This window comes from Mucilaginibacter sp. UR6-11 (assembly GCF_020880695.1).
Lineage (GTDB): Bacteria > Bacteroidota > Bacteroidia > Sphingobacteriales > Sphingobacteriaceae > Mucilaginibacter.
The window spans coordinates 305,378-329,854 of the sequence record NZ_JAJIWO010000003.1 but is presented as its reverse complement, the minus strand read 5'-3'; the positions used below and the strand labels follow the sequence as shown (position 1 = coordinate 329,854).

21 protein-coding genes and 1 tRNA gene are annotated in these 24,477 nt (G+C 43.0%); 10 read left to right on the top strand and 12 right to left on the bottom strand.

The features are described 5' to 3' along the window. Nucleotides 1-37 precede the first annotated feature (37 nt). Nucleotides 38-502: a RidA family protein gene (locus LJ658_RS10405; protein ID WP_230546438.1), complete on the top strand. Its 465-nt coding sequence runs from the start codon at nt 38-40 to the stop codon at nt 500-502. A gap of 60 nt (nt 503-562) precedes the next feature. Then, on the top strand, nt 563-1,633 hold the full coding sequence (locus tag LJ658_RS10400; protein ID WP_230546437.1) for a dipeptidase: 1,071 nt from the start codon (nt 563-565) through the stop codon (nt 1,631-1,633). Between the two features lie 64 nt (nt 1,634-1,697). Here the strand turns inward: LJ658_RS10400 and LJ658_RS10395 are convergent, their stop codons facing one another. The 10 genes from LJ658_RS10395 to LJ658_RS10350 all read right to left on the bottom strand — a co-directional run bounded on the left by LJ658_RS10395 (nt 1,698) and on the right by LJ658_RS10350 (nt 11,007). After that, nucleotides 1,698-2,387 carry a sulfite exporter TauE/SafE family protein gene (locus LJ658_RS10395; RefSeq protein ID WP_230546436.1) on the bottom strand — a complete coding sequence of 230 codons (690 nt, stop codon included), beginning with the start codon at nt 2,385-2,387 and terminating at the stop codon, nt 1,698-1,700. Then, complete coding sequence (locus tag LJ658_RS10390) at nt 2,384-2,806, bottom strand: FixH family protein (protein ID WP_230546435.1); 423 nt, start codon at nt 2,804-2,806, stop codon at nt 2,384-2,386. The genes LJ658_RS10395 and LJ658_RS10390 overlap by 4 nt, the downstream gene beginning before the upstream one ends. 7 nt (nt 2,807-2,813) lie before the next feature. Further along, on the bottom strand, nt 2,814-4,187 hold the full coding sequence (ccoG, locus tag LJ658_RS10385; protein WP_230546434.1) for a cytochrome c oxidase accessory protein CcoG: 1,374 nt from the start codon (nt 4,185-4,187) through the stop codon (nt 2,814-2,816). A gap of 7 nt (nt 4,188-4,194) precedes the next feature. After that, nucleotides 4,195-5,088, bottom strand: coding sequence for a cbb3-type cytochrome c oxidase N-terminal domain-containing protein (locus tag LJ658_RS10380; RefSeq protein ID WP_230546433.1), 894 nt, complete (start codon nt 5,086-5,088; stop codon nt 4,195-4,197). Nucleotides 5,089-5,092: 4 nt separating this feature from the next. After that, on the bottom strand, nt 5,093-5,275 hold the full coding sequence (locus LJ658_RS10375; RefSeq protein WP_230546432.1) for a hypothetical protein: 183 nt from the start codon (nt 5,273-5,275) through the stop codon (nt 5,093-5,095). A gap of 4 nt (nt 5,276-5,279) precedes the next feature. After that, complete coding sequence (gene ccoN / locus LJ658_RS10370; RefSeq protein ID WP_230546431.1) at nt 5,280-7,406, bottom strand: cytochrome-c oxidase, cbb3-type subunit I; 2,127 nt, start codon at nt 7,404-7,406, stop codon at nt 5,280-5,282. Between the two features lie 82 nt (nt 7,407-7,488). Continuing rightward, nucleotides 7,489-7,668 carry a cbb3-type cytochrome oxidase assembly protein CcoS gene (gene ccoS, locus LJ658_RS10365; RefSeq protein ID WP_230546430.1) on the bottom strand — a complete coding sequence of 60 codons (180 nt, stop codon included), beginning with the start codon at nt 7,666-7,668 and terminating at the stop codon, nt 7,489-7,491. Beyond that, nucleotides 7,665-10,055 (bottom strand): heavy metal translocating P-type ATPase metal-binding domain-containing protein, encoded by a 2,391-nt coding sequence (locus tag LJ658_RS10360; protein WP_230546429.1) that lies wholly within the window; start codon nt 10,053-10,055, stop codon nt 7,665-7,667. Before LJ658_RS10360 ends, ccoS begins: the two co-directional genes overlap by 4 nt. A gap of 187 nt (nt 10,056-10,242) precedes the next feature. Further along, the gene (locus LJ658_RS10355; protein ID WP_230546428.1) at nt 10,243-10,668 is read right to left on the bottom strand and encodes a nuclear transport factor 2 family protein; all 426 of its coding nucleotides are present in this window, start codon (nt 10,666-10,668) and stop codon (nt 10,243-10,245) included. 265 nt (nt 10,669-10,933) lie between these two features. Beyond that, a tRNA-Met gene (locus tag LJ658_RS10350) sits at nt 10,934-11,007 on the bottom strand. Between the two features lie 470 nt (nt 11,008-11,477). Here LJ658_RS10350 and LJ658_RS10345 point away from each other — a divergent pair. From LJ658_RS10345 to LJ658_RS10320, 6 genes are all read left to right on the top strand, one after another. Next, complete coding sequence (locus tag LJ658_RS10345; RefSeq protein WP_230546427.1) at nt 11,478-12,038, top strand: DUF6252 family protein; 561 nt, start codon at nt 11,478-11,480, stop codon at nt 12,036-12,038. Nucleotides 12,039-12,105: 67 nt separating this feature from the next. After that, nucleotides 12,106-12,666, top strand: a complete 561-nt coding sequence (locus LJ658_RS10340) for a hypothetical protein (RefSeq protein ID WP_230546426.1) — start codon at nt 12,106-12,108, stop codon at nt 12,664-12,666. A 328-nt stretch (nt 12,667-12,994) separates the two neighbouring features. Next, complete coding sequence (locus LJ658_RS10335) at nt 12,995-13,375, top strand: START-like domain-containing protein (RefSeq protein WP_230546425.1); 381 nt, start codon at nt 12,995-12,997, stop codon at nt 13,373-13,375. A 29-nt stretch (nt 13,376-13,404) separates the two neighbouring features. Continuing rightward, nucleotides 13,405-14,841, top strand: coding sequence for an LptF/LptG family permease (locus LJ658_RS10330; RefSeq protein ID WP_230546424.1), 1,437 nt, complete (start codon nt 13,405-13,407; stop codon nt 14,839-14,841). A 35-nt stretch (nt 14,842-14,876) separates the two neighbouring features. After that, entirely contained in the window at nt 14,877-16,553 is a 1,677-nt protein-coding gene (locus LJ658_RS10325; protein WP_230546423.1) for a glycosyltransferase family 39 protein, read from the top strand. Nucleotides 16,554-16,663: 110 nt separating this feature from the next. Next, nucleotides 16,664-17,866: a bifunctional 3,4-dihydroxy-2-butanone-4-phosphate synthase/GTP cyclohydrolase II gene (locus LJ658_RS10320; protein ID WP_230546422.1), complete on the top strand. Its 1,203-nt coding sequence runs from the start codon at nt 16,664-16,666 to the stop codon at nt 17,864-17,866. On the opposite strand, the gene LJ658_RS10315 is transcribed toward LJ658_RS10320, so the two are convergent. Then, the gene (locus tag LJ658_RS10315) at nt 17,863-22,413 is read right to left on the bottom strand and encodes a translocation/assembly module TamB domain-containing protein (protein WP_230546421.1); all 4,551 of its coding nucleotides are present in this window, start codon (nt 22,411-22,413) and stop codon (nt 17,863-17,865) included. The two genes, LJ658_RS10320 and LJ658_RS10315, sit on opposite strands and share 4 nt — an antisense overlap. Before the next feature lie 117 nt (nt 22,414-22,530). Between LJ658_RS10315 and tsaD the strand changes: the two genes are divergently transcribed. Together tsaD and LJ658_RS10305 are read left to right on the top strand one after the other, a co-directional pair. Next, on the top strand, nt 22,531-23,532 hold the full coding sequence (gene tsaD / locus LJ658_RS10310; RefSeq protein WP_230546420.1) for a tRNA (adenosine(37)-N6)-threonylcarbamoyltransferase complex transferase subunit TsaD: 1,002 nt from the start codon (nt 22,531-22,533) through the stop codon (nt 23,530-23,532). Nucleotides 23,533-23,569: 37 nt separating this feature from the next. Next, nucleotides 23,570-23,785 carry a hypothetical protein gene (locus LJ658_RS10305; protein ID WP_230546419.1) on the top strand — a complete coding sequence of 72 codons (216 nt, stop codon included), beginning with the start codon at nt 23,570-23,572 and terminating at the stop codon, nt 23,783-23,785. Here LJ658_RS10305 and LJ658_RS10300 read toward each other — a convergent pair. Beyond that, on the bottom strand, nt 23,754-24,389 hold the full coding sequence (locus tag LJ658_RS10300; RefSeq protein WP_230546418.1) for a polysaccharide deacetylase family protein: 636 nt from the start codon (nt 24,387-24,389) through the stop codon (nt 23,754-23,756). The two genes, LJ658_RS10305 and LJ658_RS10300, sit on opposite strands and share 32 nt — an antisense overlap. Between the last annotated feature and the right edge of the window lie 88 nt (nt 24,390-24,477).

The following is a 24,477-nucleotide window of genomic DNA, read 5'->3' as shown; positions in this document are numbered from 1 at the left end:
GATTTAATTTCAGGCCATCAATATTTAAATATAAAACATGAACACTCCTGACGAAAATTTCGCGCAAACGGGTTTAAATCTCCCGCCTGCACCGACGCCACTGGGCGTTTATAAACCTTACCTGATAGATGGTAAATACTTGTATGTATCAGGCCATGGTACCGTTCGGGATGATAAAAGTTTGATCATAGGCCGCATTGGCGATACCATTAATATGGAAGATGGCAAGCTGGCAGCAAGACAAGTTGGTTTGGCCATTTTGTCAACCATTAAAACAAACTTAGGCAGTTTAAATAAAGTAAAAAGGGTAATTAAGGTTTTGGGCATGGTTAACTGTACGCCCGATTTTGAAAAACACCCCTATATCATTAACGGGTGCAGCGAATTGTTTGCCCAGGTTTGGGGGCCGGAGAATGGCATCGGTGTGCGCAGCGCGGTAGGTTTCGGGTCATTACCGGATAATATCCCCGTTGAAATCGAAGCCATGTTTGAGTTAGTATAACTGCGAACTGAAGAAGATTGGTTAACCATAACTGCAACCGCACGATCAATATTTAAAAACATGTTTATCATAGACGCCCACCTTGATTTGAGTATGAACGCGCTGGAGTGGAACCGCGATCTGACGCAGCCCCTTGTTGCGATTAACCGGCGCGAAGCGGGACTAACGGACAAACCCGACCGCGCAAAAGCCGTGGTGTCTCTTCCTGAATTACGTAAAGGCAATATAGGCCTGGTAGTAGCAACACAAATTGCACGGTTTGTAACGCCGGATAATATCCTGCCCGGCTGGCACTCGGCACAACAAGCCTGGGCCCAAACCCAGGGACAACTGGCCTGGTACCAGGCTATGGAAGAAGCCGGTGAAATGGTGCAGATAAACAACCTGGCTGCGCTTGATGCGCACCTTAAACTTTGGGCCGGTGATGATGACAATATGCATAAACCGGTTGGCTACATACTGAGCCTGGAAGGGGCAGACTCGTTGGTTACCGTTGGGCACCTGGAGCGTGCTTATAACAACGGACTGCGGGCGGTTGGGCCGGCACATTATGGCCCGGGCCGGTATGCGCAGGGTACAGATGCTACCGGTTTTATGGGGACGAAAGGCCACGAACTGTTAAAAGAAATGGAGCGGCTGAATATAATTTTAGATGCCACCCATTTATGCGAGGATAGTTTTTGGGAAGCCCTTGATCATTTTAACGGCCATGTTTGGGCAAGCCATAACAATTGCCGCGCGCTGGTAAACCATAACCGCCAGTACAGCGACGGGCAGATTAAAGTGCTGATTAACCGCGGCGCGGTAATAGGCGCGGCGTTGGATGCCTGGATGATGGTGCCGGGCTGGATCAGGGGTGAATCAACACCTGAGGCAATGAACTGTAGCCTTGAGGTGATGATTGATCATATCGACCATATTTGCCAGCTAGCCGGTAATTCGCTGCATATAGGCATAGGCAGCGACCTGGATGGTGCCTTTGGCCGCGAACAATGCCCTTACGATCTGGAAACCATAGCCGGCCTGCAAAAAGTTACCGGGCTGTTAGCGAAACGGGGTTATAGCAGTGCGGATATTGAAAATATTATGCATGGTAACTGGTTGCGCTTTTTAAGGAAGGCGTGGGGATAAAGTTACAGGTTGCCGTGAAAGTGGGTGTCATGACGCCGGTATAGGAGATGCCATTATCTACGGCCTATTTACATATCGCTGTTGCCGATTGTTGTTTAGCGGGGCTTAAATATGGGATATTTAAATTCAATCCTCTTAAAACAAACCAAAAACCCAGGCATATCATTAAATAGGGCATAGCGCTGTTAATTCTGCGTCGTACCGCCGGGCCCATGAAGCCCGAGCTAATTGTAGCCAGCAACATCAGCGGAAAGGTACCCAACCCAAAAAAAAACATGAATCGCGCTGCTGTTAACGGTGACACCGTATTTACCGCGCCGGCTAATGCAAGATAAACAAATCCGCAGGGTAAAAAACCGTTTAACAGGCCAACTATAAAATGACCGGCCTTATGCTGTAAAGCGTATTTTAATGATTTGTTTACCGGGATCAATAAAACCGACAGCGTTTTATTGCGGGCGAGACGTATCCGGAACAATCTGGCTATGCCGGCCATAATTACCAATAACCCCGTTAACAAACTTACGCCCTGTTGCAAACCCGATAACCATAACTGCCTGCCGGCAAAACCAATTAGCAGCCCTAAAAAAGAATAGGTAATTATGCGGCCCAGGTTATAAAGTAATTTATCTGCAACTATTAGCCACCAACGCGTGTGGAGGCTTGGTACAGCAAACGCCAGCGGGCCACACATGCCTATACAATGCACACTGCCAAACAATCCGATAAAAAAAGCTATCCAGTTAATGCTCATTTTATAAATACTTCTTTTTGAAACAGATAGGCCTTACGGTCACTTTCCCATTCAATTAGCAACTGCCATTTGCCTTTTTCAATCGAATTAAGTGGTAAATAGACTAACGGGCCGGCAAGGGTATCGATCTTAAAAATCCTGTCCTGGTATTGGTTTGACGGGCGCAGCCAGGTAATAGTGCCCACCGCAGGGCGCGCGAAAGCCAGCCTCATCACCTGGTTACGTATGGTTATTTTGGGCTCTGCATGGTCTTTTATAACCTGCACCTCTTTGTTATAGTCTTTATTAAAAGCTAACCCCTTTTCATAATACTGATGGTCATAATCGTCAGCAGGCAGCGCAAACATATAAATGCACATGCTGATGATAAAAAGCATAAACAATATCATGCCGCCAATAATTCCTTTTCCCCAGTTCATAATAATATTAATCGTTTGCCGGCCCAACAAAAGTTGTGCTTACGGTTTGTATAATTTTGTTGTCGCTAATCAGCTGCAGCCTTACATCAGTTTTGGGCGCGTGCAGGTTGCGTGCAGGTATGATGATAAAAAATACAGCTTTGGTCTCTTCACCTTTTTTTATAACGGCCGGTGGCTGTATATATTTAATGCTTATTGCCGGGTCGTCAGCCTTAATTATTACCGTTTTGGTTTGGTTGGTTTTATTAATGATCTCGGCATTATAAACATTGCTGATGTAGTTGCCTTTTTGCTCCTGATATAACATTCCCGCGCCACGCATAATGGTCATATCCATATCCTTGCGGCTGAAAATAAAAAAGCATAAAACGCCAATTAATATGGTAATTACTGCTGCATAACCCATCATACGCCCGGTAAAGGTTGGCTTTTCGTTGTTGTGGATCATGTTTTCGGAGTAGTAGCCTATCAAACTGCGCGGCCTGTGGATCTTATCCATTACTTCATCACATACATCAATACAAGCGGTGCAGTTTACGCACTCGATCTGTGTCCCGTTGCGGATATCTATCCCGGTTGGGCACACGGCAACACATAAACCGCAATCCACGCAATCGCCTTTTACATTAAATGGGTAGGGGTTTCTGGATAATTTTCCGCGTGGCTCTCCGCGGGTATCATTATAGGCTACTACCAGTGTATCCTTATCAATTAAAACACTTTGCAGCCTTCCGTACGGGCAAATTACGGTACAAACCAACTCACGCACCTGGCTGTAAACCAGGTAAAATACGGTAGTGAACACGCAGATACTGGCAAAGCCAACCCAATGCCGGCTAACCGGTTCGGTAATTATTCTGATCAGGCTTTCACTGCCAATAATATAGGCCAGGAAAGTATTGGCGATTAAAAACGACACGATAAAAAACACAATGTGCTTTACCCACTTTTTAATGATTTTTTCGTTGGTCCACGGGCCGGCGTCCAGCTTTTTGCGCTTGTTGGCATCGCCCTCTATCCATTCCTCTATTTTACGAAAAACCATTTCCATAAAAATGGTTTGCGGGCATATCCAACCACAAAACATACGGCCAAATGCAATGGTAAACAATACAATACAGACAATGAAAACCAACGATGCCAGCATAAACAGGAAAATATCCTGAGGCCAAAATACCTGGCCGAGTATTACAAAATGCCGGTTAATAAAATCAAGCAATAAAAACGGCTGCCCGTTTATCCGTAGAAGCGGTCCCGCAAAAAAAAACACCAAATAAAAATAACTTAGCCAGCTGCGCCAGCGATAATATTTACCTTTACGAAGGAGTGGATATTGCCATTTCCTCTCTCCTGATCCATTTCCTGCAACTAATCCGTCCATCGTTATGTTATTTTGAAGCTAGTTTATCATCTGTCTCTTTGGTTCCCTGCGCTTCTTTAGGATTTGCAGGATTGGTACCGTGTAATGATTTTACGTAGTTGGCAACATCAGCTATTTGTTTTGGCGATAGCTGTTTTTCCCAGGTTGGCATACCTTTATTCAGCACACCATATTTAATGGTTTTAAACAGGTCGGTTATTTTGCCACCGTGTAACCAGTAGTCGTCGGTTAAATTAGGTCCCACAACCCCTTGCGCGTTCTCGCCGTGGCAGGCTGCGCAATTCTGCTTAAAGATTGCTTTACCTGATGATAGTACGGCCGGATCAGTTACCAGTTTAACCGTAGTTTCATCAACGCGGTTGGCGCTTTTACTTAAAAATGCTTTTTTGGCGATATCAGCCTGGCTAATCTCTGTTTGATACTCTTCATACTGTAATTGGCCGGTATGGAAAACATGGTAGTTAAGTAAATAACCTATGGCAAAAAATATGGTTCCGTAAAAAAGGTACATGAACCAAGCCGGGGTAGGGTTATCCAGTTCCTGGATGCCGTCATAGGCATGCTCTATGATCAGATCTTTTTCTTCGGATAAAGGGCGCAACGACATGAGTTTAATCCAAACGTCGCCTTTAGCTTTTTTTACCGCTTTCTGGGGCTTTATTTCAGCTGCTATTTCCTGCTCGGTATATCCTTCTGATTTTAAGATGATGCGGGTTAGTATCAGGGTGGTTTTTAACAATACCAGCAATACAATAATGATTAGCAAAAGCGCAAATACAACGGCCCCAAAGCCTATATAATTCATTAAATCGCCAGGGATAAGATTATCGTCTGCGGCCCGGGCCGGCATATTTATAAATAGCAGTAATGCAATCGGTATAATTACCCTGTCGTATTTCATTTTATCAGGAATTAGTTGAATCAATTTGGTTGTCACTTAAAGGCAGCTGACTCATATGGTCTACATGTGGTTTCCGGATACGAAAAAGGACTATCGAAACCACGATGAAAAATACCAGGAATATAGCCAGCGAAAAAAGCAGGTATGCCTGATGTCCCGAAATGTTTTCTGTGAATTGTTTAAACATGATCTTATTTATTAGCGGTTTTATTGGCTTTGATATCCATGCCTAATCTTTGCAGATAAGCGATAATGGCGATAACCTCTTTATTACTTTTAACCTTGATATGATCCTTTGCCAGATCGGCAGCGATGGCCTTTGCCTGTTTATCTAAATCGGCATTTGCCTGGTTTTCATACCCAACCGGATACGGAACTCCTAAGGTGCGCATGGCGTTGATCTTGGCTTTTGTGGTTGTGGTATCAAGCGGTTGGGTCAGCAGCCAATCATAGCCAGGCATAATGCTTCCCGGCGACATCAGCCGCGGGTCCATCAAGTGGTTATAGTGCCAGGCGTTGCCGTATTTGCTTCCCTCGCGGGCCAGATCTGGTCCCGTACGTTTTGATCCCCATAAAAAAGGGTGGTCATACACAAACTCGCCGGCTTTGCTGTACTCGCCGTATCGCTCGGTTTCTGATCGAAATGGCCGTACGGTTTGCGAGTGGCAGTTTGAGCAGCCTTCGCGGATATACAAATCACGGCCTTGCAATTCTAACGACGTATAAGGTTTTACACTTGCTATGGTAGGTATGTTTGATGATATGGTTAAGGTTGGCATTAATTCTATAAAAGTTCCTATTAATATCACCACCAGTGCCGCTATCATTAACTGGATAGGTTTACGCTCAAGCCTCCGATGCCATGATGCTTCCCTGGCAACGGCATGCAGCGGTTCAAGCGGCATAGCCTGCGCCGGTTCGTCCGCAAGCAGGTTGCCCTGCAATGCCGTTTTAGTAAGGTTATAAGCCATTACAATTACGCCCAGCAAATACATGGCGCCACCTACAGACCGCATAATGTGCATTGGCAATATCTGTAAAGTAGTCTCCAGGAAGTTTGGATATTTCAACATCCCTTCGGGTGTAAACTCTTTAAGCATTAAGCTTTGGGTAAAGCCGGCCCAGTACATGGGCACCGCGTAAAAAATAATACCCAGTGTACCTATCCAAAAGTGGAAAGACGCCAGTTTTTTTGAGAACAGCTCGGTTTTGTAGATGCGCGGTATCAGCCAATACAGTATACCGAAAGTTAAAAAGCCGTTCCAGCCCAGTGCACCAACATGTACGTGGGCAATGATCCAGTCGCTAAAGTGGGCAATACTGTTTACCTGTTTTAGGGATAGCATTGGCCCCTCGAAAGTTGCCATACCATACGCGGTTAATGCAACGACCATAAATTTCAGGATCACATCATCCCGCACTTTATCCCAGGCGCCACGCAGCGTTAGCAAGCCGTTAATCATGCCGCCCCAGCTTGGTGCTATCAGCATGATTGAAAAGGCAACCCCTAATGATTGCGCCCAACCAGGCAACGTGGTATATAATAAATGGTGAGGGCCGGCCCAGATATAGATAAATATCAGCGCCCAAAAATGGAGGATACTTAGTTTGTAAGAGTAAACGGGCCTGTTAGCCATTTTAGGCAGGAAGTAGTACATCATGCCTAAATAAGGGGTGGTTAAAAAGAAAGCTACTGCGTTGTGCCCGTACCACCATTGTACCAGGGCATCCTGTACCCCGGCGTAAACCATATAGCTTTTAAAGGCCGACACCGGCAGCTCAAATGAGTTAACGATGTGCAATACCGCGATGGTTACAAACGTGGCTATGTAAAACCAAATGGCAACATACAAATGGCGTTCGCGGCGTTTAAATATGGTGCCGAACATATTAATGCCGAACACCACCCATATGATAGTGATAGCAATATCAATAGGCCACTCCAACTCGGCATATTCATGAGATGTGGTGAGCCCCAATGGCAACGTTATTACCGCAGATACGATAATGAGCTGCCAGCCCCAGAAATGTATTTTACTTAGCGCATCGCTAAACATGCGGGCCTTAAGTAAGCGCTGTAATGAATAGTAAACGCCCATAAAAATGGCATTGCCCACAAAAGCGAAAATTACCGCGTTGGTATGCAACGGGCGGATCCGGCCAAAGGTGGTGTACTGGTTATTCATATTGGCACCGGGATGGAATAATTGTATGGCTGCAATTAAGCCTACCGTCATCCCAATAATGCCCCAAATTACGGTTGCTATACCAAAGTTGCGGACGATCTTGTTGTCATAGTAAAATTTTTCTGGCTGCATATAGAGTGATTTTATGACGGTAAAATTATTGCTGTTGACAGGATGACAGCGTGATGATAGTTAGACAAAAAAGTGATTGGTGTCATTTTTCATCCGGCGGCTCTGTTCCATCCGGCTTTTCTTCGTCGTCTTCAATTAACATGCGCATTGATGGTGTAAACAGGTCATCATTTTGGCCGTTGCCCTGTGCCCAAAAAAAAGCGCCCAGAAACCCAAGCGCCAGTAAAACGCTGCATCCGATAAGGAAATAGAGTATGGTCATATTAATTTTCTTCTTTTTGCGGTGAACCGGGTTGCCAGGCTGGTAAAAGATATAATGGTTACCGTACTCAACGGCATTAATACCGCAGCAGTTAATGGCGATAAATTACCAGTTACCGCATAACTTAAACCGGCCAGGTTATAGGTAAGGGATATCAAAAACGAACAATGTATAATAGCAACCGTGTCTTTTGAAAAACGCAAAAAAGCCGGCAGTTTATCAAATGATCGCCCGTCAAGTATGGCATCACTGCCGGGCGAAAAATTATTTACATTATCGGTTATCGCAATACCCAGGTCGCTTTGCTTTAAAGCCCCCGCATCGTTTAACCCGTCACCAATCATCATCACCGTATTACCCGCTTGTTGGAGGGCTTGTATAAAGTCAAGTTTGCTTTGGGGCGACTGGTTAAAATACATGCTGTTTGCTTTCGGGAAAAACCTCTCAAGCTCCCGGCGTTCATGATCCAGGTCGCCTGACAGTAAATACAGATCATAGTTATCAGCAAGCGCAGTTACATCGCTCATGCCTTCGCGGTACTGATGTGAAAAAGAAAAATAACCCAGATATTTCTCGTCGATAACCAGGTGTACTTTGGTTTTGGTTGATGGTTGTTCCGTGCAATCAAGCACAAATTGTGCATTACCTATTTTTACACCATGGTTATCAACAATCGCTGTTAAGCCGTTAGCGGCAATTTCCCGGTATCCCCATATTTGCAATTTGGCCGGGTTGCTTATATACTGGCAAATCATCCGGCTTAGCGGGTGGTTTGAATTACTGCAAAGGGTATAAACCAGTTGTTTTTGGTAGTCCGTCAGGTCTGCCTCCAGTTTAATGTTATCCGCTGCGCCCAGGGTTATTGTTCCTGTTTTATCCATCACAATGGTATCAATAGCGGCCAGTTGTTCAACCACGGCCGTGTTTTTCAGATAGAAATGGTTGCGGTCAAAAATGCTTAGCGCTGCCGACATGGTAAACGGTGTGCTTAAGGCCAGCGCGCAGGGGCAGGCAACTATCAAAACGGCGGTAAAGGCAGCCAGCCCTCTTTTTGCATCGGTTGGCAGCCAAAAAATCAGGGTAGCAAACGCTATTGACAGCAACACGATAGTGAAGTATTTGCTCACTCTTTCGTTAAAGGTTTGCATGCGTTTATCCCGGGTGCGGGCAAAGGCCTCATTGTTCCATAACTGGGTAAGGTAACTTTGCGAAACCGGCTTTACTACTTCTAATTCTATCGCCTCGCCGGTTTGCCTGCCCCCGGCATAAATAATTTCGCCAAGGGTTTTGTTAACCGGAATGGCCTCGCCGGTAACAAAGCTAAAATCAATCAATGCTTCACCTTTTAACAGGATGGCGTCGGCGGGTATGATCTCATTGTTTCTGATAACCATGCGGTTGCCGATATTTAAAGCGGAAAGCGGAAGCGGTTTTTCTCTGCCGTTTTCAATCACATGTACCGCTACCGGGAAGAAGGACCTGTAGTCGCGCTCAAAAGATATATGGTGGTATGTTTTACGCTGAACAAATTTACCCACCAGTAAAAAGAATACTAAACCACACAGCGTGTCGGCAAAGCCTGCCCCGCTATGGGTGAGGATCTCAATTACAGTACGGCCAAATAAAACAGCAATGCCAAGCGCCAAAGGGAAATCAATATTTAACACCTTGTTCTTTAGGTTTTGCCAGGCCGAAACAAAATACCCGGTGCCGCTATACAGTACTATCGGCAATGAAAATAAAATGTTTAGCCAGCCAAAAAAATGCCTGAATGTTTGTTCAAGTCCTGATAACCCAAAATATTCGGGGAAGCTTAGCAGCATTACATTGCCGAAACAAAAGCCCGCAACCGCAATTTTTGATACCAGGTTATCTTTATCGGCGGTGTTTTGTTTTTTGATCACATCATGCAGGCTTATCACCGGCTCGTAACCAATGCTGTCTAAAAGCTCAACTAATTGCTGCAGATTCATCCGCTCATGATCATAGCGGATATTGAGTTGTTTCTTTAAAAAGTCAACCCGGCAATATTGAACAGCCGGATTAATTTTGTTCAGCTTTTCTAATAGCCAAAGGCATGAACTGCAATGAATATGCGGAATATAAAAGGTGACAATAGATATGTGCCTGTCCTGGTAATCTATCAGTTCGGCAGCAATAGTCGGGTCGCTTAAATAATCAAAACGCTTGTCTGTACGCCCGCGTGTTGCACCGGGATGCTCGTTATAGCTGTAATAACTGCAAAGGTTATCGGCCGATAATATTTCATATACGCTTTTGCAGCCATGGCAGCAAAAGGTTTTGTCTTCGATTTGGTAGTCGGTGGTTAAGCAATCATCACCGCAATGGTAGCAGGCTGTTTTTTTAAGGACAGGGCTTTTAAGCATCGTAAATATCTTTCCCCAAAACTGCCTCGTTATATCACGATAAAGAATGACACCTAGCGCGTAAAAAAGTGACCTTCGTCAGTTTTATAGGCAACAAAGGTCTTATGTTGTCTCAGGCAGGTTGCGACCGAAAATTTTGAATTTTTTCCTGGAGAACTTGCGTAAAATGGTGTTTTAGAAAAACAATTCAATGATTAGCCGCGATCCCAGCCCATTCAAAAGCCTTCTGGTTGTTCGCAAATGAATGAAATTCTAAAACCCGGCTATCTTTTATCATAAACCCATCTGCTATTCGTGCGTCGGCCCATTCCGATTTATTTTTAAGCCGGACTTTAATATGAACGGTAACAACAATCTTATTTCCATTAGCAAAAAAATCGACAGGCTCACATGTTCCTTCTGCCCAGGTGCTCCTTCCGTTGATTAGATGCTGCCGCAAATCGGTGTGCCCCGTGTAGGTGCCGGCTGCCGGAAATCCTTCCGGTTCAATGCGAGTGATACCGACATCCATTAGATTCAATACAAAATCGATATCGTTTCGGTTTATACCGGAATAAACCTGCCTGATGATTTCAATATCTCCTTCAGACCCCGAATGTTTAAATGATGTCATTTGATCCATGTAAAGTTTGATTAGTCAAAAAGCAATTTTCGCAAATATCGTAATCTTTTCCTTGCTATGGCTTAACGGTATTTCTTACAATGCGCTTCCCCGATACCGCTGTTGATAACAATCCAAAAGATCATATAAAAGGAAATCAAACTATAAAAAAGCGGTTTGTCAAAATTGAGCTACAAAAAATCGCTTATAACTTTTTGATTTATGGCATTTACAGGCATAAAAAAAGGAGCCAACAAATATATGTTGTCTCCTTAAGTAGCGGGGAGCAGGATCGAACTGCCGACCTTAGGGTTATGAATCCTACGCTCTAACCATCTGAGCTACCCCGCCGGGGGTGGTATTATTGCTGATAGTAAGCCTCTTGACATTTTTATCATGATAGCTTTTCTTAGCTTACAACTTATTAAAGGTTGCGCTTTTCGGTCAGCGGAGCACAAAGGTAAGAAAACCCATGTTATATTCTAAATTTTTTCACTTTTGTTCCCATTGAGGTTCTTATTAACTTACCTGTATGGAAGTTAGTTGTTTTGAAGACAGGTCTTCTTTGCGATGATTGATAGATTGGAAACTTTCAGGCAAATAATTTCAAATACACAGGCCGACGTTTACTATCAGAGATGAAGAATAAATACCCGTAGAAAGACCAACTCACTTTTTGCAGATCTATTGTCTCATTATTAAAACCAAATATACTCCAATTTAATATAATAATAATATTAAGATCACTCTAAAATAGAATCTGTTAGCTATGTTAGTTTGAATAACATATATATCGTATATGACCCAAACCTTCTAAGCGCATGAAAAATAACTTCCTTATAACTCTTCTAATATGCGCGGTTTTTTTCATCTCGCCCTCGTGCAAAAAGAAGAATGTATCCCCTTTATCGAAACTGCCCGCTGCCACACAAACCGGCGCTAATACTTTTGGCTGCTTGATAAATGGAGCGGCCTTTACACCTCATAGAAGATTCTTTTTAAACAGCGATGTTCAAGCTAACTACATTTATTATAATGGAGAATATTATCTTACTATTGCTGCCTCTAATGATAGTGACGATAAAAATTTAATTTCCGTTGATTTAGGAACCACCAAATTACCAATCATTGAAGGCCAAACATTAAATCTGGCAAGATATAATATAACCGGGGAGGCATTTGGTCGACTAGCCTATATTCCGACCTTAGGAAACATAAACGAATATACCACAACATCCGTTTCAAGCGGCCAGCTACATATTACAAAGTTCGATCAAAACAGGCAAATTATATCGGCTACCTTTTCTTTCGATGCTCTTAACAGCAGCGGTGAAACAGCACATATCACGGATGGGCGGTTTGATATGAAATATACTCAATAGAAAAAAAATCAATCTTATCTTATCAGATAAAATACCTTTTAAAAACTGCTGTTAAACCTCTAAGCACATGAAAAATAACTTCCCTATTACTCTTCTTATATGCGCGGTTATTTTCCTCTCGCCCTCGTGTAAAAAGAAGAGTGTAGCCCCTTTATCGAAACTGCCCGCTGCCACACAAACCGGCGCTAATACTTTTGGCTGCTTGATAAATGGAGCGGCCTTTACACCTCATACCAAGTCGTTTTTAAACAGCGCTTTTCAAGCCAATTATGTTTATTATAATGGCGGATATAATCTACTGGTTTCAGCCTCAAATGATAGTAACACTGATTATGTTAAAGGTGTTTTTTTACAGACTACTAATTTAGCTGTTACCGAAGGTCAGACATTAAGTTTAGAAAATTATAACCAAAACGGGAAGGCGTTTGCTGTATACGGAATTTTTTACAACCTCCAGCCACCAAACCAGTATCAAACAACTGATAAAGTCAGTGGCCAGTTGCATATCACTAAGTTCGATCAAACAAGGCAAATTATATCCGGAACATTTTTTTTCGACGCAATCAACGGTAAGGGGGAAACTGTCCATATAACTGATGGCCGGTTTGATATGAAGTACACGCAATAGAAAAAATCTAACCATATATTTCAGGCAGGCCAAGTGATTAGACAGGGATTTAACCTTTGGGCTGAAAGGAGGATTTAAAGTCGCGTTTTGTTAACGGTTTAAGATGGCTTAACCTGAACGTAAGCTTATGAATACTACCCTCTAACCATCTGAGCTACCCCGCCGGGTACATTCGTCAAAACTTGTTTTGACTATGGTTTGTTTTTTAAGAATGCAATCAGGCTACCCCACGGCCTACCCTTAAAAAAGGTTTGCAAATATAGCAGAAATTCGTTTCCTTTAAAAAAAATGTTAATATTGCGACTTAAGCCTGATTTATAAACCCCGTATGTCTGAAAAGAAGAAGTTTAATATTGAGTATGAAATAAAGTCGTCACCACGAATATTATATACTTTCTTAAATGAGCCCAACGGGCTTACCCAATGGTTTGCTGATGATGTAAGTGTGCGGGACCAGGTTTATACCTTTACCTGGGATGGTGAGCAGCAAAAAGCTAAATTAATTGCTATTAAAGAAAACAAGCTGGTACGGTTTAAATGGGATGATGACGAGCCGCAATGCTATTTTGAAATGGAGATAATTCAGGACGAACTTACCAATGACGTTGCCCTGAGTATTACTGATTTTGCTACCGAAGAAACCATTGGCGAACGCAAATTGATCTGGGATAACCAGATCCAATACCTCATTAGCGTACTAGGCGCATAAAGGTTTGTTTTTTTCGTTAATTTTGTATTGTGAAAAAGCTGCACCTTTTACTGATCAAATCATTTATAAGGCCATTTTTGGTGACCTTTATGATAGTAATGTTTGTGTTGTTAATGCTGTTTCTGTGGAAATACATTGACGACCTGATAGGCAAAGGGTTTGAATGGTACGTTATACTTGAGCTGATGCTTTATGCGTCGGCTACCAACGTGGCCATGGCGCTGCCCCTGTCGGTACTGCTTTCCTCCATCATGACTTACGGCAGCCTTGGCGAGAATTATGAGCTGGTTGCTATCAAATCGGCCGGTATATCATTAACCCGGGCCGTAGCACCCATGTTTGTAGTGGTTATTTTTTTAAGTGTCGCTGCGTTTTTCTTTTCAGATTACATGCTGCCGAAAGCAAATCTCAAGTATTATTCATTACTATATGATGCCCGTGAGCAAAAATCAGCCAATTTCCTGCCTGAAGGGGTATTCAGCAACAGTTTCCCTGATTTTACCATACGTGTTGACCGGAAAGATGAAGACGGGCAAACACTGCACGGTTTAACTATCTACAAAAAAACAACCAATAATGATCCGGCTTACGTTTTAAAAGCTAAAACCGGTAAAATGTATCGCTCAAATGATAACCGTTTCCTGGTTATTGAGATGGAAGACGGGATCCGCTATGAAGAGCGGCCGGGGGGCAATAATTTTAATCCAAATCCACGGCAGATTTTGACACGGTTCAGGTTTAAATCGGCCCAGAACAAACTGGATTTAACCGGCCTGGCGTTTAAACGTACGGATGAAAATGGTTTTAAAGGCGCTTTCCAGATGATGGACCGCCGGCTGCTTCAGGATACGATGAAGCGGATAGGCCATTTTATTGACAGCAGTGGCCGGGTTAACCTGCCATTGCTTACAGCCTATATTAAATATTATAATATCCCCACAAAATCAGATGCGGTAAAAACTTATGCAAAATATAAGGCGGGGGTTATGGCCTATGGCACCAATCCGCAAAAAGCAAATTATGTTACTAATGCACTAAGCGAGGCCAGGTCAATCCATGACCTGATGCGGGTACGAGCCGACCGTATGGACGAGCTCGTAAAAAATATGCGCAGCGCCTACGCCCAATATCAGGTTAAGTTTACACTTTCGGTATCCTGTATCGCGTTGTTTTTAATCGGGGCGCCTATGGGGGCTATTATCCGCAAGGGTGGCCTGGGTTTGCCGGTAGTAATCTCGGTTATATTCTTCCTTTTATTTTATATCATAAAAACCATTGGTGAGAAGGCGGCTCATGAGGGCAACATGTCCGGCATAGCGGGGGCGTGGATCTCTATTTTCGTGATAACGCCCGTCGGGATATTCCTGTCTTATAAAGCTGCTACAGATTCTGCGCTGTTTGATATGGAGTACTATAAGCGGTTTTTTGACAAGCTTTTCAAGCGTAATAAAGACGATACTGTTTAAGCGCTGCTCAAGAGCATTGATGAACTCTTTTTTTAATGACAGCAAAATTCAATAGTAAACCTGTAAATAAGGTCTGGTGGCTTTTCGGGATTGTTTTACTGGTAAATATTGTTCAGTCATTTTCCTCGGCGCTATTAAATGATGAGCCTTATTATTGGCTTTATGCCCAATATTTGAGCTGGGGATATTTTGATCATCCGCCTATGATAGCGCTTTTAATAAAGGCGGGCAGCACATTGCTGCACGGCGAAATAGGCGTAAGGCTATTAACCTCCGTTATCGGTAGTTTAACGTTTTGGCTTATCTATAAAATTATTGAAGACGAGGCGGAGGGGCCGGTTAATTTCAAACTGGCGGCGCTATTGCTGGTATCGTCGATATTTTTAAATCTATACTCGTTTTTGGCTATTCCTGATACACCGATGCTCTTTTTTGCAACCCTGTTTCTGTATGCCTACCGTAAATATTTAAACGCTGATACTCTTTTAAACGCCGTAGCCCTTGGCGTGGTAGCGGCCTTGCTTTTATACTCAAAATACCATGGCATACTGGTGATTGGGTTTACGGTATTATCAAATCCACGCCTGGTTTTTAGGAAAACCTTTTATTTGATTATTATTATTACAACGGGCCTTTACCTGCCGCACATCAACTGGCAGGCTGAGCATGATTACCCTACCATTCGTTTCCAGTTTCTGGAGCGGGCCAATGCATTTAGCATCCAGCATGTTTTAAGTTATATAGGTGAACAGGCAGCAGTTACCGGGCCGGTTATTTTGTTGCTTTTTGGGATGTTATACCGGCCAAAAAACCAGTTCCAGAAAAGTTTAAAGTATAATGTAGCCGGGGTATTCCTGTTCTTTTTATTTTCTTCATTTAAAGACATGGTTAATGTACACTGGACAGCAATTGTCTGGCCGGCTATGCTTTGCCTGGCTTATTTATATATAGCTGAACTTAAAATATATAGGAAACCCATCGTGGGCCTGTTAATAGTTAACTTAATGGCAGTAATAGTTTTGCGGGTAAATCTGGCGATGGACCTTTTCCCTATCTCCAATTTTAATGATAAAAATCCACGGTTGATGGCGGCGACATTAAAAAAAGAGTCGGGAGGTTACCCGTTGGTTTTTGCCGATACCTATAACGATCCCGCCTATTTTAGCTTTTATAGTCACGAAGAAAGCTTCGCGGTAAATGATATCTGGTACAAAAAAACACAATACAATTATTTGCCGCAGCTTGAACAGAAGTTTCAGCATAAAACAGTTAACTATGTATCAGACGGGCCGGTTAGCAAAATAAGCCGTAAAATTATAATCCCCCACGGGAAAACATATTACCTGACCACGGTGCCCGATTTTTCATCTTTTACTAATTTAAAAGTAGATGTATTAGATGCCACCCCGTTCAGGGCCGGGGCACCGGGTATTGTCCGGTTATCTATTGATAGTAAACTAAGCTTTATTGAGCGTAAACAGTTTAAAATTAAAGGGGGTTACCTGGTGCTAACTTTTATCAATAATAAAACCGGTGCCGCCCTGTATTACAGATACCCTATGCCATTAGCTATTGCCGACAAGGCCCCTTTCAATTTTAAGTTTATAGCCCCGGCAATAAAAGGCAGTTACAGGTACCTCCTGTCTGTACTCACACAGGACCATATCGGTATCGGCTTCAACAGCAACGTGTATAATTGCCGGGTAGATTAACCCAGCCATCAGCAACATATTACAAAGCGCAGACGGGAATAATTTTATTAAGCGTTAACTTTGCTCATATAAGCTGCGTATTGATCATACACGCTATCAAATTATTAAAGATGCTAAACACCATACCAGAGGCTATAGAAGCAATAAAAGCGGGCAAAATCATCATAGTTGTTGATGATGAAGACAGGGAGAATGAGGGTGATTTTTTGACATCAGCGCGTTATGCTACGCCTGAAGCAATAAATTTTATGGTACGTCATGGCCGCGGATTGGTTTGCGCGCCTATTACCCAGCAACGCGCCACCGAACTGGAATTAGAGCCCATGGTTAGCCATAATACAACATCATACGAAACCAATTTTACCGTTTCTGTTGATTTGCTGGAAGGCTGTACCACCGGTATCTCGGCAACGGACAGGTCAAAAACAGTAATGGCTTTAATTGACCCGGCAACCAAACCGGAGGATTTAGGCAGGCCGGGACATATCTTCCCGCTGATAGCAAAAAACGGCGGCGTATTGCGTCGCGCGGGGCATACCGAGGCTACCGTTGACCTGGCTGTATTAGCAGGCCTGGAGCCAGCAGGAGTGATCTGTGAGATCATGACTGAAAATGGCGATATGGCCCGCTTACCCGATTTGTTGAAAATAGCAAAAGAGTTTGACCTTAAAATTGTATCAATAAAAGATCTTATCGCTTACCGGTTAGACGCCGAAACCATGATCAGAAAGGAAGTAGCCGTACGGCTGCCTACAGAGTGGGGAGATTTTGAAATGATAGCTTATACCCAGTTAAATACCGGCGAAAACCATATCGCCCTGGTAAAAGGTACCTGGGAGCCTGATGAACCCATCCTGGTACGTGTACATAGCTCGTGTGTTACCGGTGATATTTTTGGCTCATGCCGTTGCGATTGCGGCCCGCAGCTGCATAAAGCAATGGAGATGATAGCCAATGAGGGTAAAGGTGCAATTGTATACATGAACCAGGAAGGCCGTGGCATTGGATTGGTTAACAAACTAAAAGCCTATAATTTACAGGATAATGGCTTTGATACCGTTGAAGCTAACCTGAAACTGGGCTTTGATATGGATGAGCGCGACTATGGCATTGGCGCCCAAATATTGCGTAGCCTGGGGATCTCAAAAATGCGGTTAATGAGTAATAATCCGAAAAAACGGGCTGGGTTAATCGGTTATGGACTTGAAGTGGTAGACAATGTACCTATTGAGATAGCGTCAAACCCGCATAATGAAGCATATTTAAGAACAAAACGCGACAAGATGGATCATACCATTATGCGCGATCATTAATCTTCTTCTTCCTCTTTTTTTACAGGTTGCGTAGGCGTAACAGGTGTAGTTGTCGGCGTACCGCCCGATAATGGCGTGGTTGTAGGTGTTGGCAGCGGCGTTGCCGGTCTGTTTCGGTTATACCTGCGCCTGCTGAATATATACTTTATAAACTCACCAAAAGTATCAAAGTCACGCTGATAAACCAGGCCCAGGCCATTTACATATTGTGGGGCTAGCTGATCAATATAATTTAGCGTCGTGGTATTTAACACCCGGTATGAATAACGCGCGGTAAGCGAGCCATCTGAGCGCACAAGATATGATGTTTCAAAATCTTTGGTTAAGTTGCTAAAGTTTGAGTTGAGCAGGCTGGTGTTGTTAAACAAGTTTGCACCACCTGTACTGTTATTAAATAGGCTTCCGTTAATTACCAGCCTGTCATTTAAAAACTTCAGGGACGCGCTGGCGTCATTAAAAGATCGGATGTTAAAATCAAAATATTTAATATTTGATTGCGCTATCAGGCTGTTTATTTTATTAAAAGCAAACTCACTAACGGCGCTGCTCGCCGTGGCAACAACCTGGTTAGTTAAATTACTTCCCGTGCCCGAATTAAAGTTGCGTCGAACAATTACACTTAATGCCTGCTGGTTTCGGTTGTTGTTATCGGCCAGGTAGGTGCCCACGTCATCTTTAACCGAAGGGTCAGTCGGGAAGTTAAAATCAAAGTTAATATCCGGTTGTATCAGGGACTTCGTAAGCAGTAACTCGGCCTGTACAAGTACCTGCTCGTTTCCTTTAGGCGATTGCAGGCCGGCAGCAGTATAAAGCGGTGCAATGTCTGTACGTACCTCATAGGTGGCTTTTAAATTTATTTCGGCATTGGTTGGGTTGCCCGTCCAGCGGATGGTACCCCCCTGATTAACTGTAAAGTTTTTGCTGATAAAGTTTTTGGCCGTGAACTCAAACTTACCTGATGTAATGGTAAACTCGCCAAACATATCAAAATCGCCCAGGCTGTTGATCCGCAGCGCCAGGTTTCTGGCTTGCCCGCTGCCCTGCAGTACCCCATAATCAGTTGTTATTTTTACAATTGTCTTTTCATCAACGGTCAGGTTAAAGTTAAGTGTTACTCCGTTGAAGGCCTTTATTTTATCCGCTTTGGAGGTTGTGGTGTCTTTATGGCTAACAAATTTTATAAAGTCATAATCGCTTACGGTAGAGGAGGTATTAAGCGGAATATTAAATACGGTACCGGCCTGGGTAGATGCTGTGATATTAATATTCATGTTGTCAACCGGGCCGTTAAAGCTAAATTTCCCGGTGGCAAATGCGGTACCAAAGTAAAGGTGATTGTCTTTAAATGTTGTATTTAATGCCATCAGGTTGCGGGCAGTAAGGTCAATGTCAATAAGTGGATTTGACAAATTGTTCAGATCAACCTTGCCGGTAGCGGTTCCCTGCCCGCCGTGAATATCTGTCAATATCATGTCGTTAATATTGATCACGCTGTTGGTTACACTCAGCTTGTCATTTACTTTATAAGCCGTTTTTAAATAATTTACGGTGATACCTGTATTGGCCAAAGTGATATCGCCGTTTAGCTGGGGTTTTGACAGGGACCCCGTTAATTTAAGATTGGTGGATATGGTCCCGTTCAGGTCTGATACCAGGTTCTTAACAAAAGGCTCGAAAATTATAGCCTCGGTTTGGGTCATTTTAACATCAAAGTCAAGTTTGTCGTCAGTTCCTTTGCCGAGGTAATACGCACCGCCGATGTTAAGTGTTTCAAGCCCGCGGTTAAGTATGTTTATATTGACGTTGGCCTGGCTGCGTTCATTGTCCAAATTGGATACCACCTTTATATTGCCCACCATTGTTTGGTTCATCTTAAATGAATCAATATTTAAATGCGCATCAACCCCGGGCGACTTAATGATGGAGCTAAACAGGATGTCTCCGTTCAGCGTTCCGTTTAACTCAACACCGGATGCTTTAGTAAGCTCATTTAGCGTACTCATACTAAATTTGATAAACGACAGCTTTAACTTATCCGCTGGATTGTCTGAAATGAAACCGTCTATCCTGGCTCTTTGCTCCCCGTTTGAAAGTTCAAAGCCAGATACCTGGGTTTTGCCGTCAAGCAAGCGTATCCTTACCTGTTCCTGTAACCGCCATTTCTGATGCTCAAGCACAATATCTGATGGCAGTAACTTTAGTTTGGCGGTAGTATCCCTGCCAAATTCAACAAGGCCATAAAGGTCAAGCTGGTTGGTCGCGTCTTTATCTGCCAGTTTTACGTTAAATTTTAAACTGTCATTTGATAGAAAATTGGTAATATCAATGTTTTTAATAAACAGGTCTTTGGCAAGGTCGATTTGCCTCAAGGACATGTTTATCCCCAGATTCTCATCGCTGGTGCTCTCATCCAAAATAAAATCGTGGAAAACGATCTTTTTATATTTGATGGTTTTAATGTACCCGTTAATGGTGGCCGTTTTGTCAGCCGAATTAAATTTACCGATGAAAGTACCCTGCTCGGGTATTTTAAGGTCGGGCAGAAAAATAGCTGTTAAGGGGTCAAGATTTTTTATTTTCACGTTCAACTCAAAGTTTTGCGGTTTGGGCTGTACAATCTCTGTTTTAAGGGATGGTATGTATTTTTTAACAATAGTTTTAAAGTAGGATGGCAGGGTAGCCAGGTCATAACGGCCTTTAATACTGCCATCCAGCGCGTCAGATCTTAAAGCTATTAACCTCGTGTCGCCCTTGCCGCTGGCCGACAGGTATACCGAGTCAAGCAAATAATTGTTACGCGGATCAATGATCCGGATGGGCGACAGCAGGATATTGCCTTCCAGGTTTTTTAAGTCATTGCCTGAAAACGTGGTGCGTATTTGTGCGCTAATGGTAATGGTATCTTTTAGCAACTTTAACGTGCGCAGGTTAGCATCATGAACCCCGGCTGTGAAATTATACACCGGTAAAGCCGGGTTAAGATCAAGGCTGCCGTTGCCATCAAACTTTATATTTTTATCATTGATGGTTAACTTGGCATTGATTTTTTTTGCGGCATAAGTGCCGTTCACGGCTATGTTTTTGTAATCGTAACCTTTAAAGTTGAGGTAGCTGATATTGGCGCTTACGTTTTCATTCAGGTTTTTAAGCGCATCGCCGCTGCCTTTAATATTGGCTTTAAATGTTGTACGGCCTATGGTGGCATTGTCAACCAAAACGCCAAGATTAAAGTTATAGGCATCAATTGTGCCGGCATAAACCGGTGTGCCGGCCTTATTTATTTTAAGTTTAATATCAGGGTCAAACCTGCCTAATTGTGTCTTGAATGTGCCCGATGCCGCAAAATCATTTTGCAGGCCTTTAAACTTTCCGGTGAAACTTATATTACCAAACTTGCCAAGTATTGCAGGCGCAGCAGCATTGGGCGAGCCGGTAAAATGGCTGTATAAAAAGTCAAGATCTTTTTTGTTGGAAGCTAGCTGGTCAAATTTCAGATCCAGATAGGTGTTATTCCAGTCAGGCAATCCTTTTAAGGCAAAATCTCCTTTTATAAAGGTGGCCTGGCCGGCGGTAACTGTCAGGCTTTTTGCCTTCAAATTATTTACCGTGCCCAGGATGCGGCCATCAATGCCCAGTTCAAAATTTATTTTTTCAAGGCTGCTGCTAAAATAAGCTATATCTGTTGATGAGATATGCGACGTCCTGAAATTGCCGTCCATATTTATCCTGGTTGTAAAGTCGCTGAAATCTTTAAACGACTTAAACCGCATATCAAGCCGGTTGCGAATGATGGATCTGGGCGTTTGTATCAGCAGGTGTTGTGCTAATATATGGTTAGTATCAATAGTGGTAACTGCAGTATAGTTTTTTAAATAGAAGCCACCTTTTTCATGCAAGGTTAAATGTTGCACATCACCCATAAAGGTATGATGTTTAAGGTCCATATTATTTACGGTAACGCTTAGGTTATATACGTCTAGATCAGCAAAATTTATCCCGTTAACCACCTCGTGTTTTTTAAGATCCTTATACCTGAAGTGGAAATTGTTGACCACGTTTTTTTCAAAGGTCATGGTCCAGGGTTTGCCCGGAGCGGTTTTGGTGGTGTCTTTGGATTTTAAGCTATCCAGCACAAATTGCAGGTTGGTTTCGCCGTTTTTTTGATTTTTAATATAAACCGACCCGTTATCCAGTTGGATCAGCTTAAAATCAATTTTACGGGCGCCGATACTGCTAAAGATTGAGAACCCGTTAAGCTCCACGGTTAATTTGGGTGTACGCACTAACGTATCCCGCTGCTTATCCAGTACATAAAAATCTTCCAGTACTACTGATGTAAAGGGCTTGATGTAAAGGCTTTTTATATTAACCTCGGTACCCAGTTTTTTTGAAAGATAGGCCGTTGCCTTTTTAGCCGCCCAGGTTTGAACAGGTTTGTACTGAAACAGCAGCACCAATATGCTCGCAGCCAGCAGCACAAACAAAACTATACTTAGGGCTATTTTTAGTGCTTTTTTAATAACTTTGTTCTTTAATTCTAAATTCAAAAGTAAAATTCAAAAACGCGTAAAGTGTTTTACTTTTTGAATTAATAATATAATATTTTTTATTCAAGAGCATTAGTCGTTTTGACGTTTTACTTTTGTTTTTTTTGACTTGTAACCGTGCCCGTAATATTAGCCATCGAATCTTCCTGTGATGATACCTCCGCATCAATTTGTGTTGACGGAGTGATATTGAGCAATATCATCGCCAATCAGTCTGTTCATGAAGCCTATGGCGGTGTTGTCCCCGAGCTTGCCTCGAGGGTTCATCAGCAAAATATTGTTCCGGCTGTACAACAAGCATTAATAAAAGCAAAAGTAAGCAAAAATGCCGTTGATGCAGTAGCTTTTACACGCGGCCCCGGACTTTTAGGATCCTTGCTGGTTGGCGTGTCGTTCGCTAAGGCCTTTGCACTGTCAAAAAACATTCCAATTATCGAGGTTAACCATATGCAGGCCCATGTGCTGGCGCATTTTATTGCCGCGCGTAAGCCGTCCTTCCCGTTTTTATGCCTTACGGTATCGGGCGGGCATACGCAGGTAGTTTTAGTGAAAGACTATTTTGATATGGAAGTTGTGGGCCAGACGCTGGATGACGCCGCAGGCGAGGCCATGGATAAAACCAGCAAGATACTGGGCCTGCCATACCCCGGAGGGCCATTAATTGATAAACACGCACGCCTGGGTAACCCCAATGCTTATAAATTCCCCGAGCCGCAGATCCCCGGTTTGGATTTCAGTTTTAGCGGATTAAAAACATCCATCCTTTATTTTATAAGGGATAATGTGGCCGGTAACCCTGATTTTATTGCCGAAAATATAAATGATATTTGTGCCTCGGTTGAAAACCGGATAGTTACCATATTGCTGAATAAGCTAAAAAAAGCGGCAGATTTTTATGGTATAAAGGACATCGCTTTAGCGGGCGGCGTATCAGCAAACACAGGTTTGCGCCTGGGCCTGCAGCAAATGGGCGATAAAAACGGCTGGAACTGTTTTATACCCGAGATGCAATACTGTACCGATAACGCCGGCATGATAGCCATAGCCGGCTACCACAAATATTTAAAGGGCCAGTTTGCCGAACAAAGCATAGCGCCGCTGGCGAGGATGCCGATGTAGCTATTGGCTATGAACCATTAACGATTAACTGAAAACAATGTCAATACCATCTCTTATATTCTGGACAATTTTTGTAATACCACTGGTTGTGTTTTTAATCTGGCTGATGCGCCAGGACAAACGTAAGGGGTGGATAGGGCTGATTGTATTGGCCATTACCGTTATCGGGGCAATAGTTTATACGATAATCAAGAATGACGGTAAACCCACCGAGAAAGATACTATTCAAACCACCCAACATCCAGGCTCTTAAACTCATAGCCCTGCTTACTCCAATATTCCAGTGCTTTAGGTAAAGCATACTCAAGCCGCTCAAAAGCTTTCAGGCTATCGTGAAATAATACGATATCGCCCGGACGGGTGTTATTAATTAAATTATCCAGGCATCGCCCAGGTTTAAGGCTGGTGTCAAAATCGCCGCTCAGCACGTTCCACATAATCAGCTTCAAATTAGGTTTTGCCTTTTTTAATAATTTGGCCTGCGATCTTTTTATCCGGCCGTAAGGCGGGCGAAAAAGGTTGGTATTGATAAACCTGTCCGCCAGCAAAAAATTATCCAGGTAGGCGGTGTCGTCAGTATCCCAACCTTTTAAATGATTATACGTATGATTGCCCACGGCATGGCCCCCGGCTTTCACTTTTTCAAAAATATCCGGATGTTTGCGTATATTATCGCCAATACAAAAAAAGGTAGCCTTTGCATTGTACTGCTTTAAAATATTTAATACAAAGGGTGTAACAATGGGTATAGGTCCATCGTCAAACGTCAGAAAAATGCAGCGGTCGGCCTTGTTGGTATCCCACGTTAACCGGGGATATAGTTTTTTAAGCAACCAGGGGGTTCTAACCAGATACATTTTTCAGCTATAAGATTTTTAGATATGGGGTATGACATTCAAAGCTAACATCTCAAAGCTAACATCTCAAATAATTGTACGAATAAGT

What these genes read in the sequence shown, in the direction of transcription:
- LJ658_RS10405 (WP_230546438.1), top strand. Translation starts at nt 38, where the DNA reads ATGAACACTCCTGACGAAAATTTCGCGCAAACGGGTTTAAATCTCCCG.
- LJ658_RS10400 (WP_230546437.1), top strand. Translation starts at nt 563, where the DNA reads ATGTTTATCATAGACGCCCACCTTGATTTGAGTATGAACGCGCTGGAG.
- LJ658_RS10395 (WP_230546436.1), bottom strand. Translation starts at nt 2,387, where the DNA reads ATGAGCATTAACTGGATAGCTTTTTTTATCGGATTGTTTGGCAGTGTG.
- LJ658_RS10390 (WP_230546435.1), bottom strand. Translation starts at nt 2,806, where the DNA reads ATGAACTGGGGAAAAGGAATTATTGGCGGCATGATATTGTTTATGCTT.
- ccoG (WP_230546434.1), bottom strand. Translation starts at nt 4,187, where the DNA reads ATGGACGGATTAGTTGCAGGAAATGGATCAGGAGAGAGGAAATGGCAA.
- LJ658_RS10380 (WP_230546433.1), bottom strand. Translation starts at nt 5,088, where the DNA reads ATGAAATACGACAGGGTAATTATACCGATTGCATTACTGCTATTTATA.
- LJ658_RS10375 (WP_230546432.1), bottom strand. Translation starts at nt 5,275, where the DNA reads ATGTTTAAACAATTCACAGAAAACATTTCGGGACATCAGGCATACCTG.
- ccoN (WP_230546431.1), bottom strand. Translation starts at nt 7,406, where the DNA reads ATGCAGCCAGAAAAATTTTACTATGACAACAAGATCGTCCGCAACTTT.
- ccoS (WP_230546430.1), bottom strand. Translation starts at nt 7,668, where the DNA reads ATGACCATACTCTATTTCCTTATCGGATGCAGCGTTTTACTGGCGCTT.
- LJ658_RS10360 (WP_230546429.1), bottom strand. Translation starts at nt 10,055, where the DNA reads ATGCTTAAAAGCCCTGTCCTTAAAAAAACAGCCTGCTACCATTGCGGT.
- LJ658_RS10355 (WP_230546428.1), bottom strand. Translation starts at nt 10,668, where the DNA reads ATGACATCATTTAAACATTCGGGGTCTGAAGGAGATATTGAAATCATC.
- LJ658_RS10345 (WP_230546427.1), top strand. Translation starts at nt 11,478, where the DNA reads ATGAAAAATAACTTCCTTATAACTCTTCTAATATGCGCGGTTTTTTTC.
- LJ658_RS10340 (WP_230546426.1), top strand. Translation starts at nt 12,106, where the DNA reads ATGAAAAATAACTTCCCTATTACTCTTCTTATATGCGCGGTTATTTTC.
- LJ658_RS10335 (WP_230546425.1), top strand. Translation starts at nt 12,995, where the DNA reads ATGTCTGAAAAGAAGAAGTTTAATATTGAGTATGAAATAAAGTCGTCA.
- LJ658_RS10325 (WP_230546423.1), top strand. Translation starts at nt 14,877, where the DNA reads ATGACAGCAAAATTCAATAGTAAACCTGTAAATAAGGTCTGGTGGCTT.
- LJ658_RS10320 (WP_230546422.1), top strand. Translation starts at nt 16,664, where the DNA reads ATGCTAAACACCATACCAGAGGCTATAGAAGCAATAAAAGCGGGCAAA.
- LJ658_RS10305 (WP_230546419.1), top strand. Translation starts at nt 23,570, where the DNA reads ATGTCAATACCATCTCTTATATTCTGGACAATTTTTGTAATACCACTG.
- LJ658_RS10300 (WP_230546418.1), bottom strand. Translation starts at nt 24,389, where the DNA reads ATGTATCTGGTTAGAACCCCCTGGTTGCTTAAAAAACTATATCCCCGG.